A 15248-nucleotide genomic window follows, 5' to 3' on the forward strand; every position below is an offset into this window, starting at 1 on the left:
GGCGGGGGGCGGTGGCGAGCCAGCGAGCCAGCTCGTGCGGGGTGGGCGTGCGGTGGATCTGCGAGACGGGCACCACCACGTCGTTGGCCTCATCGAGGGCGACGGCGACGGCGGCGGACTGCAACGACGTGCCGCCGAGGTGGAAGAACCCGTCGAGTGCCCCGACCCGGTCCAGCCCGAGCACCGTCGCGAAGATCCCCGCGACGAGGCGTTCGGAGTCGGTGGCCGGTTCGGCGTACGGCACGTCGAGGTCGGGACGGCGCGAGCCCGGTTCTGGTAGCGCCCGCCGGTCGATCTTGCCGGTGCCGCCGGTGGGGAACCGGTCCAGGACCATGATCACGGCGGGGACCATGTAGGGCGGGAGCACCGCGGCGGCGTGTGCCCGCAGGTCCGCGGTGACGGGGACGCGGCCGTCGCGTCCGGTGACGTAGCCGACGAGCCGGGCGGTGCCCTGGTCCTCGCGACGGGTGACGACGGCGGTGCCGACGTCCGGGTGTTGTTCGAGAGTCGCCTCGATCTCACCGAGTTCGATCCGGATGCCGTTGACCTTGACCTGGTGGTCCATCCGGCCGAGGATCTCCAGCGCTCCGGCGGCGTTCCACCGGCCGAGGTCGCCGGTGCGGTAGGCGGTCCCGCCGCCGTACGGGTCGGTGACGAACCGCTGGGCGGTCAGTTCGGGACGGTTGAGGTAACCGTCGGCGACGCCGGCGCCGGTGATGAGGATCTCGCCGGGGACGCCCATGGGGACGAGGTCGAGATTGGCGTCGACGACGCGGATCTGCCGGTTGGGCATGGGGCGGCCGATGGGCACGTACGCGCCGGGCCAGCCCTTCGACGCGTCGTACCAGGTGCAGGCGACGGATGCCTCCGCGGGCCCGTACGCGTTGATCAGGCGGGCACCGGCGGCCGTCCAGCGGTGTGCCATGCGGGGCGGAATGGGTTCCCCGGCGAGGGTCACGCACGTCAGGCTGGGGCAGTCGGCGGGATCGACGGCGGCGAGGTTCGTGGGTGGGCAGAACGCGTGGGTGGCCTGCTCCTTGGCGATCAGCTCCGTCAACCGGCGGGCGTCGAGCAGATCGTCGCGGGAGCTGACGACGACGCGGGCACCGGAGGTCAGCGCGGTGTAGATCTCGCCGAGGGCCACGTCGAAGACCGGGGAACAGGAATGGAGCATCCGGCTGTCCGGCCCGACCGCGCACTCCTCCCGCATCCAGGTGACGAAGTTCGTCAGGTGCTCGTGGGTCAGCACGACACCCTTCGGTGTCCCGGTCGAGCCGGACGTGTAGATCACGAACGCCGGCCGGGAGGGTGCCACCACCGGCAGGTCGGCCGCCTCGGCCGCCGTCACGGTGGGCCGGTCGGCATCGAGGGCGACGACCCGTACGCCGTCAGGGCTGGGGACACGCGGGGCGACCTCGCCGACGGTGAGGACGACCCGGGCGCCGTGGTCGGCCAGCAGCATCCGCATCCGCTCCGCCGGCCAGGACACGTCCATCGGCGTGTACGCCGCCCCCGCCCGCAGCACCGCCAGGGTGGCGACGAGGGTCCACATGCTGCGGTCCAGCGCCAGCGACACCACGTCCCCGGGCCGTACGCCCATCGACCGTAGCCGCGCGGCCAACTCCCCCGAGCGACGGGCCAGCTCCGCGTACGTCAGCACCTCCCCGGCGGCGACGCCGGCCACCGCGTCCGGCGTGCGTCGCGCCCATTCGAGCACCAGCTCGTGCAGCGGCACACCCGGCACCGGGCGGGCCGGGCCCCGGCCCCACGCGAGCAGCCGCTCGCGCTCGGTCGCGCCCAGCAGCGGCAGCGCGCCCAGCGGCACCCCGGGTTCCCGGACCCCGGCCGACAGCAACGACACGGTCTGGTCCACCAGGCCCCGCACCCAGTCCGCCGAGAAGCCGTCGGCGGCGTAGTCCACCCGCAGCGCCGACCCGTCCCCCGCGACGGTCACCACGATGTCCACGTCCACCACGTCCGGCCCCACCTCGGCCACCGGGGCGTCCACCAGCCCGACCACCACCGGCCCCGCCGTGCCCGCGCTGCGCGCGACCGGTCCGGCCAGCGCCGTGGCCACCCGCGACGTCAGCTCGCCGAAGCCCGGTTCGTCCGCGACGTCGACCCGCAGCACGCCGCCCGACGACAGGCCGACCGCCACCTCGGCCTGGCCGGTGTACCGGGCCAGCACCCCCAGCAGACCGGCCAGCAGCACCGGGCCGGGAGAGCGCGCCCCCGCCGGGACGGGCAGGTCGACCCGCCGGTACGCGGAGGCCGCCCGGGCCGGCCACACGGCCGGCCGGCGCAGGTCCCCCATCAGGTCGAGGATCTCGAAGCCGGGCCCAGCGACATCCGTGGCCTGCGCACCGACGATTCCGACAGACATTGAGCCAGCCTCCGATCAGGGCCGGCGCCACCCAGAGGGGTGCGCCGGGAGGGACAACCACGAACTCTCGGGACAACGGGCCGCGTGCCACGCGGCGACGAGCGGTCCGGTACGCAGGGGCGGACGGTCAGCCGGCGGTGGGCGTACCCGCCGGCCCGTCTTCGAGGAAGCGCAGCATGTGGTGGTTCAGCTCCTCGGCGAAGCTGTACGGCAGGTAGTCGGTGCGGATGGTGACGCGCAGGAGAGCATGGTCGACGCGGGGCAGCACCTCGACCGTGAGCCCGTTGGGCACCTCCCGGGCGTACGGGTCGACGACCTCCTCGGCCCGGCAGCCGGGCAGCTCCAGCGGCACCACCACGTTGTCCTGGAACACGAACGTCGGCAGGCTCGCGACCACCTCGCCGGAGAGCCCGGCGGCGGGATCGTCGGCGGTCTCCGCGAAGGGAACGTCCTGGGCCCGCATGAGATCGCGGATCGTCTCGTCGACCCGCAGGACCAGCTTGTCGTCCTGCGGCCCGTCGAAGCGCACCCGCACGCAGTTGAGGTTGAGCCGGGTGGTGAACGCGGAGTCGAGGACGCGGCTGCCGCGCTTGGCCACCACCATCAGCAGGGCGATGTCGTCCTGCTGATGGATGGCGCGCAGCGCCGAGGCGAAGGCCGCCACGAAGTAGCTGGAGCGGCTGAAGCGCTGGTCGCGGGCGGCCCGGTCCCAGCGGTCGAGCACCTCGGGGGTGACGGTGACGGTGTGGCCCGCCTTCGGTCCCCAGGCGAGGGTCTGCTCCAGGGGCGCGGTGGCCGGGCCTTCGCCTTGGCGGGGCAGGTCGCGTAGTTGTTCGCGCCAGTAGGTTCGTTGGGTTTGCAGGTCGGCGGCGTTGCGGAGGCGGGTGTGTTCGTCGTAGGACTGGTGCAGTGTGGGTGCGGGGTGGGTCCAGGTGGGTTTGTGGCCGGTGTGTCGTGCGGTGTAGGCGTGGCTGAGGTCTCGTACGAGTAGTCCGTATGACCAGCCGTCGAAGGCGATGTGGTGGATGCCGATGCCGAACAGGATTCGGTTGGTGGTTTTGTTTCGGATGAGGGCGGCGCGCCAGTTGCGGCCCTGGGTGTAGTCGAGGGGTTGTTGTACTGCTTCGGCGAGTTGGTCGAGGGCGTCGTGTTCGGTGGTGGCGTCGGCGAGTAGCCGTAGCTGGGGCATGCCGGGGTTGGGTGGGATGATTGCGGTTGGTGGGTCGGTGCGCCGGTAGCGGGCGTGTAGGGCCTGGTGGCGGTGGTGGATGTCGCCGAGGGCGGCCATGAGGGCTCGTAGGTCCAGCTCACCCTCGATCCACCAGGTGGTCGGGCAGACCAGTTCGAAGGGGAGCACGACGCACTTCGCGACGGACGGGGTCAGCGGGACGGGCTTCGACGGGCCGGGACGGCCGGTGACGGACGGCGCCGGCTCGGCCCCGGGGCGGCGGGGGGCGGTGGCGAGCCAGCGAGCCAGCTCGTGCGGGGTGGGCGTGCGGTGGATCTGCGAGACGGGCACCACCACGTCGTTGGCCTCATCGAGGGCGACGGCGACGGCGGCGGACTGCAACGACGTGCCGCCGAGGTGGAAGAACCCGTCGAGTGCCCCGACCCGGTCCAGCCCGAGCACCGTCGCTCGGCGACGACGTAGGAGACGAGGAAGGCCGCGAAACCGGCGATGYSKCCGGGCGGTGGTGTGGGGCTCGTCGGTGGACGAGCTGGTTGCCGGTCTGTCGGCGGTGGCCGAGGGCGGGCCGGCGGTGTCGGGTGTGGTGTCGGCGGGTCGTCGGGCGGTGTTGTTCACGGGTCAGGGTTCGCAGCGTGCCGGGATGGGCCGGGAGCTGTATGACGCGTTCCCGGTGTTCGCGGCGTCGTTCGACGAGGTCTGCGCCCGTTTCGACGGCTTGTTGCCGCGTGCGCTGCGCGAGGTGGTGTTCGCCGAGCCGGGTACGGAGACTGCGGCTCTGCTGGATCGGACCGTGTTCGCGCAGGCGGGCCTGTTCGCAATCGAGGTGGCGTTGTGGGAGTTGCTCGCGTCGTGGGGCGTACGGGCCGACTACCTGGCGGGTCACTCCATCGGTGAGGTGACGGCGGCGTACGTGTCCGGGGTGCTGTCGTTGGCGGATGCGTGCACGTTGGTGGCGGCGCGGGGCCGGTTGATGCAGGCGTTGCCGGCTGGTGGGGTGATGGCGGCGGTGGGTGCGCCCGAGTCCGCGGTGCGGGGGATCATCGATGCTGCGGAAGCGGCGGTGGATGTGGCGGCGGTGAATGGTCCGGCGTCGGTGGTGGTGTCGGGTGCCGTCGGCGAGGTTGCGGTGGTGGTGGCGGCCTGTCGTGAGCGGGGTTGGCGGGTCAAGGAACTGTCGGTCAGTCACGCGTTTCATTCGCGGTTGATGGAGCCGATGCTGGAGGAGTTCGCGTCGGTGGTGGCGGGGCTCGACTGGCGGGTGCCGCGCGTCGCGGTGGTGTCGAACGTGACGGGTGCCGTGGCGGATCCGTTGGAGCTGGTGGATCCGGAGTACTGGGTGCGGCACGTGCGGCAGCCGGTGCGGTTCGCCGACGGTGTGGCTGCTCTGCGGGCACAGGGGGTGGACACCTTCCTGGAGGTCGGCCCGGATGCGACGTTGACGGCGATGGTGGCGGAGATCGTCGCTGATGCCGGGGTGCGACGGATTCCGGCGTCGCGGCGGGACCAGTCGGAGCTCGCTGCGGTGACGGCGGCGCTGGGGCAGTTGTGGGTGGCGGGTGTGCCGGTCGACTGGGCTGCCTACCACGGTCAGACCGGCGCCCGGCCCGGCGTGGTCGACCTGCCCACGTACGCCTTCGATCATCGACGTTACTGGATCAATGCCGCGACGCGGTCCTACCGTCCCCCCGCCGCCCGGCGTACCGCCGCCGACGAGGACTTCTGGCGGGCGATCGAGGCAGAGGACCTGACGACCCTCGCCGAGAGCCTGGCCGTCGACGCCGACGCCCCCCTCGCGGACGTGCTGCCGGCGCTGTCCACCTGGCGACGCCGCCGGGACGCCGAGGCGGCACTCGACTCCTGGCGCTACCGGGTGGCCTGGCAGCCGCTCACGGACGACGACGCCCGCGCCGAGGCGACCGACTTCCTGCTCGTCGTACCGGCCGACGCCGACGCGGCCGTGACGGACTGGGCCGCCGCCCTCGGCGCCGCCGGCGGGCGGATCGTCGAGATCGACGCCACGTGCGACCGCAAGCGCCTCGCCCACGACCTCGCCGAGGCGTCGACCGGCCGCGACGGGGACGTGCTGCCCGTCCTCTCCCTGCTGGCCCTCGACACCCGGCCGTACGCCGGGGCCGCCTCCGTGCCGACGGGCCTCGCCGGCACGGTCGCGCTCGCGCAGGCCCTCGGCGACGCCGGGATCACCGCCCGGCTCTGGATCGCCACCCGCGGCGCGGTCTCCGTCGGATCCCGCGACCGGCACGCCGACCCCGTGCAGGCCATGGCGTGGGGCTTCGGCAGCGTGCTGCGCGCCGAGCACCCGCACCGGTGGGGCGGGCTCGTCGACCTCCCCGAGCAGCCCGACCAGGGCGTCGTGCGCATGCTCCGGACGCTGATCGCCGGCACCGGCCGGGAGGACGAGATCGCCCTGCGCGGCGCCGGCGGCCACGCCCGCCGGCTCGTTCGTGCGACGTACGGCGACACCGGTGCGCGCGGTTCCTGGACGCCGCGCGGTACGGTGCTGATCACCGGCGGCACCGGGGCACTCGGGGGACACGTCGCCCGCACGCTGGCCGCCGAAGGAGCCGAACACCTCCTCCTGGTCAGCCGGCGGGGTGGCGAGGCGCCCGGCGCGACCGCCCTCGCCGAGGAACTCGCCGGGCTCGGCACCCGGGTCACCCTCGCGTCCTGCGACGTGGCCGACCGGGCCGCGCTCGCGACGCTGCTCGACTCGATCCCCGCCGAGCTTCCGCTGAGCGCGGTCGTGCACACCGCCGCGGCCCTCGACGACAACGTCGTCGACGCCGTGAGTGTCGACCAGCTGGCCACCGCCCTGCGGGCGAAGGTCGACGCCGCGCGCAACCTGGACGAGCTGACCCGGGGCAGTGACCTCTCCGCCTTCGTCCTCTTCTCCTCCCTCGCCGGCCTCATGGGCGCCGCCGGCCAGGCCACGTATGCGCCGGGCAACGCGTTCCTCGACGCCCTGGCACAGCGCCGCCGCGCCGAGGGGTTGCCTGGCACCTCGCTCGCCTGGGGCCTGTGGGCCGACGGCGGGGTGAGCGCGGGCGACTTCGAGCAGCGGCTCAGCCGTACCGGTTTCGGCGCGATGGCGCCGGAGACAGCCGTGCGCGCCTTCAGCCGGGCGCTGGACCGCGACGAGACGTACCTCGTCGTGGCCGACATCGACTGGGCCCGGGTGGCCGCCACCGGTCCTCGGCGCGCCCACCCGCTGGTCCGCGACCTGCTGGCCGAGGCTGGCGCGGCGGTGCCCGCCGACGCCCCAGTGCCGGCGGCCGACCTGCGCCTGCGCCTGTCGGGAATGCCCGGCACGGAGCAGTTGCGCGTCCTCGGTGAGCTGGTACGCGCCGAGGTCGCGGCCGTGCTCGGCCACGAGTCCGTCGAGCGGGTGGCGCCGGACCGGGCGTTCCAGGACCTCGGCTTCACCTCACTGGCGGCGGTCGAGCTGCGCAACCGGCTCGACGCGGCGACCGGCCTCGCGCTGCCGACCACGCTCGCCTTCGACTACCCGAACTCGGCGGCCCTGGCCGGCCACATCCACGCCGAGCTGCTCGGCGGGCAGGCGCTGCCCGTCCCCGCCGCCACCGGCCCCGTCGTGGGCGACGACCCGATCGTCATCGTCGGCATGGGCTGCCGTTTCCCGGCCGGAGCCGAGTCCCCGGAGGGGCTCTGGGATCTGCTGACGGCCGGTGCCGACGCGATGTCGGACTTCCCGGCCAACCGGCACTGGGACCTGGAGTATCTGGCCGGAACCGACTCCTACGTCTCGCGCGGGGCGTTCCTGGCCGACGCGGGCGGCTTCGACGCGGAGTTCTTCGGCATCTCGCCGCGGGAGGCCCTCGCCATGGACCCGCAGCAGCGGCTGCTGCTGGAGGTCTCCTGGGAGGCGTTCGAAGACGCCCGGATCGAACCCCTCGCGCTGCGCGGCAGCCGTGTCGGGGTGTTCGCCGGCACCAACGGCCAGGACTACGAGGCCGTCGTACGCCAGGCCGGGGAGGCGCTCGCCGGATTCGGCGCGACCGGCGCCTCCGCGAGCGTGTTGTCGGGCCGGGTGGCGTACTCGTTCGGGTTCGAGGGTCCGGCGGTGACTGTGGACACGGCGTGTTCGTCGTCGCTTGTGGCGTTGCACCTGGCGGTGCAGGCGCTGCGGTCCGGCGAGTGCGATCTCGCGCTGGCCGGCGGCGTCACGGTGATGGCCACCCCGGGTGCCTTCATCGAGTTCTCCCGCCAGGGCGGGCTGTCGGCGGACGGCCGCTGCAAGGCCTTCGCCGACTCGGCGGACGGCACCGCCTGGGGCGAGGGCGTCGGCGTCCTCGTCGTGCAGCGGTTGTCGGATGCGCGGCGTGAGGGGCGTCGGGTGTTGGCGGTGGTGCGGGGTTCGGCGGTGAACCAGGATGGTGCGTCGAATGGTTTGACGGCGCCGAATGGTCCGTCGCAGCAGCGGGTGATCCGGCAGGCTCTGGCGTTTGCGGGTTTGTCGGCGGCTGATGTGGATGTGGTGGAGGCGCACGGTACGGGTACGTCGTTGGGTGATCCGATCGAGGCTCAGGCGTTGTTGGCGACGTATGGGCAGGGTCGGGATGTGCCGTTGTTGCTGGGGTCGGTGAAGTCGAACATCGGTCATACGCAGGCGGCTGCCGGGGTGGCCGGGATCATCAAGATGATTTTGGCGATGCGTTATGGGGTGGTGCCGGCGTCGTTGCACGTGGATGTGCCGTCGTCGCATGTGGACTGGTCGTCGGGTGCGGTGGAGCTGGTGACGTCCTCGCGTGAGTGGCCGGGCGTGGAGCGTCCCCGGCGTGCGGGTGTGTCGTCGTTCGGGATCTCCGGCACGAACGCCCACGTGATCATCGAGCAGCCAGAGTTGGCGGCGGAGCCTGCCTCGCGGCCGGTGCAGGGGCCTGCGGCCGCGTCGGCTGCGGAGCCGGTGGCGGCGGCGGAGTCCGTCCACCCCTCGGGTGCGCAGCAGCGCGGCGAGACCGACCGGGGCGGATCGGCGGACGGGCTGCCGGATCCCGCGTCTGCCGACGCCGGTCGCCGCGAACGGGATGGAGATCAGCAGGGCGCGTCCATCGGTCTGCCGGTGCCGTGGGTGGTGTCGGGTCGTTCGGAGCGGGGCCTGTCGGGTCAGGCGGGGCGGTTGGCGTCGTTCGTGCGGTCCCGGTCCCTGTCGCCGGTGGATGTGTCGTGGTCGTTGGCGGCGACCCGGGCGGCGTTGGAGCATCGGGCGGTGGTGTGGGGCTCGTCGGTGGACGAGCTGGTTGCCGGTCTGTCGGCGGTGGCCGAGGGCGGGCCGGCGGTGTCGGGTGTGGTGTCGGCGGGTCGTCGGGCGGTGTTGTTCACGGGTCAGGGTTCGCAGCGTGTGGGTATGGGCCGGGAGTTGTACGAGACGTTTCCGGTGTTCGCGGCGTCGTTCGACGCGGTGTGCGCCCGTTTCGACGGCTTGTTGCCGCGTGCGCTGCGGGACGTGGTGTTCGCGGAGGCGGGTTCGGAAGCTGCTGCTCTGTTGGATCGGACCGTGTTCGCGCAGGCGGGGTTGTTCGCGGTTGAGGTGGCGTTGTGGGAGTTGCTCGCGTCGTGGGGTGTGCGGGTCGACTACCTGGCGGGTCATTCGATCGGTGAGGTGACGGCGGCGTACGTGTCGGGGATGTTGTCGTTGGCGGATGTGTGCACGTTGGTGGCGGCGCGGGGTCGGTTGATGCAGGCGTTGCCGGCTGGTGGGGTGATGGTGGCGGTGGGTGCGTCGGAGGAGGCTGTCGCCGGGCTGATCGGTGCGTCGGGTGCGGGTGTGGATGTGGCGGCGGTGAATGGTCCGGCGTCGGTGGTGGTGTCGGGTGCCTTCGGCGGGGTTGCGGTGGTGGTGGCGGGCTGTCGTGAGCGGGGTTGGCGGGTCAAGGAGCTGGCGGTCAGTCACGCGTTTCATTCGCGGTTGATGGAGCCGATGCTGGAGGAGTTCCGGTCGGTGGTGGCGGGGCTGGACTGGCGGGCGCCGCGGATCCCGATCGTGTCGAACGTGACCGGCGCGGTGGCGGACGCCGCAGAGATCACCGAGCCCGGCTACTGGGTGCGGCACGTGCGGCAGCCGGTGCGGTTCGCCGACGGTGTGGCTGCTCTGCGGGCACAGGGGGTGGACACCTTCCTGGAGGTGGGTCCGGATGCGACGTTGACGGCGATGGTGGCGGAGATCGTCGCTGATGCCGGGGTGCGGCGGGTTCCGGCGTCGCGGCGGGACCAGTCGGAGGTCGCTGCGGTGACGGCGGCGTTGGGGCAGTTGTGGGTGGCGGGTGTGCCGGTCGACTGGGCTGCGTACCACGGTCAGGCCGGCGCCCGGCCCGGGGTTGTCGACCTGCCCACGTACGCCTTCGACCACACCTGGTACTGGCCCGAGGCGGCGCCCGCGGCCCGCCGGGACGCGCACGGCGAAGCTCTCGACGGGCGGTTCTGGGCGGCCGTGGAGTCCGGCGACCCCGACGTGGTCGGCGGCGAGCTGGGTGTCGGCGCGGACGAACCGTTCAGCGCGGTCCTGCCGAAGCTCGCGCAGTGGCGGCGGGCCGCACAGCAGCGGTCGACGGTGGACTCCTGGCGCTACCGCGTGGTGTGGCGGCGCCAGGACGTGACCGGGAACGAGAACCTGACCGGCTCCTGGCTGGTGCTGATGGTCCCCGGCCAGGAGGACCACCCGTTGCTGGCCGGGCTGGCTGAGCGGGGCGCCGAGATGATCCCCGTGGTGCTGGACGAGCTGGACCGGGACGGGATCGCCCGTCGGCTGTCCGCCGCCTCGGCGGCCGCAGGACCGGTCGCCGGGATGATCTCGCTGATGTCGCTGGCCGGCGCCGGTGTCGTCGAGGCACTGGCGGTCGCGCAGGCGCTTGCAGTCACCGAGGTCGAGGGTCGGTTGTGGTGGTTGACCAGCGGTGCCGTCTCCGTGGGCGACTCCGAGCCTCTGACCGACCTGGACGGTGGTGCGGTGTGGGGTTTGGGTCGGGTGGTGGGTTTGGAGGTGCCGTTGCGGTGGGGTGGTTTGGTGGATTTGCCGGGTGTGTTGGGTGGTGGTGTGTGGGGTTGGTTGTGTGGGGTGTTGTTGTCGGGGGTTGAGGATCAGGTGGCGTTGCGGTCGTCGGGTGTGTTTGTGCGGCGGTTGGTGCGTGCGGGTTCTCCGGCGGGTGCGGGTGCGGGTGTTGGTGGTTTTCGGTTGTCGGGGACGGTGTTGGTGACGGGTGGTACGGGGGCGTTGGGTGCGCGGGTGGCGTTGTGGGCGCGGGGTGTGAGTACGAGTGAAGCGTGCCGGCTGGTCGGGATCAATCGCAGGACTGGTCACCGCTGGCGGTACGGCCTGATCGAAGGGCTGGACGCGATCGGGGCGCGGGTGCCGCACCTGAGGCGGGTATGGCGGTGGGGGTGGCGGGGGAGCAGTTGAGTCGGCGTGGTTTGCCGGGGATGGCTCCGGAGTTGGCGGTGGCGGCGTTGCAGCGGGCGTTGGATGGTGGTGAGGGGCAGGTGGTGGTGGCGGATGTGCGGTGGGATCGGTTTGTGCCGTCGTTCACGGCGTTGCGTCCGTCGCGTCTGTTCACCGACATCCCCGAAGCACAGGCGGCGATCGAGGCGGCGTCCCGAGCCGAGACCGGCCCCACCGATCGGACCTCCGCACTGCGCGAGCGGCTCGCGGCCCTGACGCCGCCGGAGGTCGAGGCGTCCCTCCTGGACCTCGTACGCTCCCAGGTCGCCACGGTGCTCGGCCACGCCACCGTGGAGGCGGTGCGGCCGGACCGGGCGTTCCAGCGTCTCGGCTTCGACTCGCTCACCGCAGTCGAGCTGCGCAACCGGCTGACCGCCGAAACCGGCCTCGCGTTGCCCTCCACCCTGGTCTTCGACCACCCGACGCCGGCCGCTCTGGTCGCCTTCATCCGGGAGACCGTGCTCGGAGCATCAGGCGACGCGCCGGCCGACCGCAGGGCCGCCACCGTCGACGACGACCCGATCGTGATCGTCGGCATGGGCTGCCGCCTCCCGGGTGGCGTCGCGTCCCCGGAAGAACTGTGGCAACTGCTCGCCACTGGACGCGACGGCATCTCCGAGTTCCCCCTCGACCGGGGCTGGGACAGCTTCCTCAGCAGCGGCCTGTCCGACACGTCCTTCGCCCGCAGGGGCGGCTTCGTCTACGACGCCGGCGAGTTCGACGCCGAGTTCTTCGGCATCTCGCCGCGGGAGGCCCTCGCCATGGACCCGCAGCAGCGGCTGCTGCTGGAGACCTCGTGGGAGGCCGTCGAGTCGGCGGGCATCGACCCGACCACCCTGCGGGGCGGCGCGGTCGGCGTCTTCGCCGGGGCCAGCTTCCAGGGGTACGCCAGCGGGTCGGTCGGTCGGGCCCAGGAGGTCGGCGGCCACCTGCTCACCGGCAACGCGACAAGCGTGTTGTCGGGTCGGGTGGCGTACTCGTTCGGGTTCGAGGGTCCGGCGGTGACTGTGGACACGGCGTGTTCCTCATCGCTTGTGGCGTTGCACCTGGCGGCGCAGGCGCTGCGGTCCGGCGAGTGCGACCTGGCCCTGGCCGGCGGCGTCACCGTGATGGCCTCACCGGGCACGTTCGCCGAGTTCTCGATCCAGGGCGGCCTGTCCGCCGACGGCCGCTGCAAGTCGTTCTCGGACGCCGCGGACGGCACGGGCTGGTCCGAGGGCGTCGGCGTGCTGCTGGTGCAGCGGCTGTCGGACGCGCGGCGTGACGGGCGCCGGATCCTCGCGGTCGTGCGGGGCACGGCGGTGAACCAGGATGGTGCGTCGAATGGTTTGACGGCGCCGAATGGTCCGTCGCAGCAGCGGGTGATCCGGCAGGCTCTGGCGTTTGCGGGTTTGTCGGCGGCTGATGTGGATGTGGTGGAGGCGCACGGTACGGGTACGTCGTTGGGTGATCCGATCGAGGCTCAGGCGTTGTTGGCGACGTATGGGCAGGGTCGGGATGTGCCGTTGTTGCTGGGGTCGGTGAAGTCGAACATCGGTCATACGCAGGCCGCTGCCGGGGTGGCCGGGATCATCAAGATGGTCTTGGCGATGCGGTATGGGGTGGTGCCGGCGACGCTGCATGTGGACGTGCCGTCGTCGCATGTGGATTGGTCGTCGGGTGCGGTGGAGCTGGTGACGGCCTCGCGTGAGTGGCCGGGGGTGGGGCGTCCCCGGCGTGCGGGTGTGTCGTCGTTCGGCATTTCGGGGACGAACGCGCACGTGATCATCGAGCAGCCGGAGCCGGAGTCCGCTCCGGCACCGGTCGCGCCCGTCGCGCCGGTCGGGTTGCCGGTGCCGTGGGTGGTGTCGGGTCGTTCGGAGCGGGGTCTGTCGGGTCAGGCCGGACGGTTGGCGTCGTTCGTGCGGGAACGGTCCGGCCTTGCGGTGGCGGACGTGTCGTGGTCGTTGGCGACGACCCGGGCGGCGTTGGAGCACCGGGCGGTGGTGTGGGGCTCGTCGGTGGACGAGCTGGTTGCCGGTCTGTCGGCGGTGGCCGAGGGCGGGCCGGCGGTGTCGGGTGTGGTGTCGGTGGGTCGTCGGGCGGTGTTGTTCACGGGTCAGGGTTCGCAGCGTGCCGGGATGGGCCGGGAGCTGTATGACGCGTTTCCGGTGTTCGCGGCGTCGTTCGACGAGGTGTGCGCGCGTTTCGACGGCTTGTTGCCGCGTGCGTTGCGCGAGGTGGTGTTCGCCGAGCCGGGTACGGAGACTGCGGCTCTGGTGGATCGGACCGTGTTCGCGCAGGCGGGGTTGTTCGCGGTTGAGGTGGCGTTGTGGGAGTTGTTGTCGTCGTGGGGTGTGCGGGCTGATTTCCTGGCGGGTCATTCGATCGGTGAGGTGACGGCGGCGTACGTGTCGGGGATGTTGTCGTTGGCGGATGTGTGCACGTTGGTGGCGGCGCGGGGTCGGTTGATGCAGGCGTTGCCGGCTGGTGGGGTGATGGCGGCGGTGGGCGCGTCGGAGGAGGCTGTCGCCGAGCTGCTCGGTGCGTCGGGTGCGGGTGTGGATGTGGCGGCGGTGAACGGTCCGGCGTCGGTGGTGGTGTCGGGTGCCGTCGGCGAGGTTGCGGTGGTGGTGGCGGGCTGTCGTGAGCGGGGTTGGCGGGTCAAGGAACTGGCGGTCAGTCACGCGTTTCATTCGCGGTTGATGGAGCCGATGCTGGAGGAGTTCCGGTCGGTGGTGGCGGGGCTGGACTGGCGGGCGCCGCGGATCCCGATCGTGTCGAACGTGACCGGCGCGGTGGCGGACGCCGCAGAGATCACCGAGCCCGGCTACTGGGTGCGGCACGTGCGGCAGCCGGTGCGCTTCGCCGACGGTGTGGTGGCGTTGCGGGCACAGGGGGTGGACACCTTCCTGGAAGTCGGCCCGGACGCGGTCCTCACCGCCATGGCCGCCGAGGCGGACACGGCCGACGACGTGCGGTACGTCGCCACGCTGCGCCGCAGCCAGCCCGACGTCACCACCCTCACCAGTGCCGCCGGGCAGCTCTGGGCCGCCGGCATGGCCGTCGACTGGGCGGCGTACCTCGGCCAGACCGGCACCCGGCCGCGCGCGGTGGAACTGCCCACCTACGCCTTCGACCGGCAGCGCTACTGGCTGGAGGATCCCCAGCCCGGCTCGGCTCCGGAGCGGGCCGACGCCCCGTCCGACGAGCAGTTCTGGGCGGCGGTCGAGTCCGGGGACCTCGGCGTGCTGGGCGAGGATCTCGCCGTGGGCGCGGACGAGCCGTCCACGGCGCTGCTGCCCAAGCTCGCCCGGTGGCGGCGGGCGACGCAGCAGCGGGCGGTCGTCGACTCCTGGCGGTACCGGGCGACGTGGCGTACGGCCGCCGTGCCGGACTCCGCGACGTTGGCGGGAACCTGGCTGCTGCTGATGGCGCCCGGGCAGGAGGACCACCCGGTGGCCGCGGCGCTGGCTGCCCGGGCCGACCGGGCGGTCCCGGTGCTGATCCCGGCCGGCGCCGACCGCGACCGGGTGGCGCGGCTGCTGCTGGAGGCGATGAGCTCCGACGCCCGGGACGCCCACGTGGTGTCCCTGCTGTCGCTGGCCGAGCCGCGGGAGGCGTCCCCGGTTCCGGCCGCCGCCGAGGTGTCGACGGCGCTGGCCGTGGTGCAGGCGCTGACCGACGTCGGTGGGTCGGGCCGGTTGTGGTGGCTGACGCGCGGGGCGGTGTCGGTCGGCGGCTCGGACGAGCTGGCGGATGTCGCGGGTTCTGCGGTGTGGGGTTTGGGTCGGGTGGTGGGTTTGGAGGTGCCGTTGCGGTGGGGTGGTTTGGTGGATTTGCCGGGTGTGTTGGGTGGTGGTGTGTGGGGTTGGTTGTGTGGGGTGTTGTTGTCGGGGGTTGAGGATCAGGTGGCGTTGCGGTCGTCGGGTGTGTTTGTGCGGCGGTTGGTGCGTGCGGGTTCTCCGGCGGGTGCGGGTGCGGATGCGGGTGTTGGTGGTTTTCGGTTGTCGGGGACGGTGTTGGTGACGGGTGGTACGGGGGCGTTGGGTGCGCGGGTGGCGTTGTGGGCGGTGGGTGTGGGTGCGGAGCATGTGGTGTTGGTGAGTCGGCGTGGTGGTGGTGCGCCGGGTGTGGGTGAGTTGGTGGGGCGGTTGGAGGGTTTGGGTGTGCGGGTGTCGGTGGTGGGTTGTGATGTGGCGGATCGTGGTGCGGTGGCGGGGTTG

At 72.5% G+C, this 15248-nt stretch carries 2 protein-coding genes and 1 pseudogene; 1 reads left to right on the plus strand and 2 read right to left on the minus strand.

What is annotated here, in order from left to right:
• Both NMK34_RS12860 and NMK34_RS12865 read right to left on the minus strand, forming a co-directional pair.
• A partial coding sequence (locus NMK34_RS12860; RefSeq protein ID WP_318333559.1) for a non-ribosomal peptide synthetase occupies positions 1-2383 on the minus strand: 2383 nt, incomplete at its 3' end.
• A 127-nt stretch (positions 2384-2510) separates the two neighbouring features.
• Complete coding sequence (locus NMK34_RS12865; protein WP_318333560.1) at positions 2511-4013, minus strand: condensation domain-containing protein; 1503 nt, start codon at positions 4011-4013, stop codon at positions 2511-2513.
• Positions 4014-4068: 55 nt separating this feature from the next.
• Here NMK34_RS12865 and NMK34_RS12875 point away from each other — a divergent pair.
• A pseudogene (locus NMK34_RS12875) lies at positions 4069-15248 on the plus strand (SDR family NAD(P)-dependent oxidoreductase); the annotation flags it as partial.

It is taken from the genome of Micromonospora sp. BRA006-A, assembly GCF_033433935.1.
In the GTDB taxonomy this organism is placed as follows: Bacteria; Actinomycetota; Actinomycetes; order Mycobacteriales; family Micromonosporaceae; genus Micromonospora; species Micromonospora aurantiaca.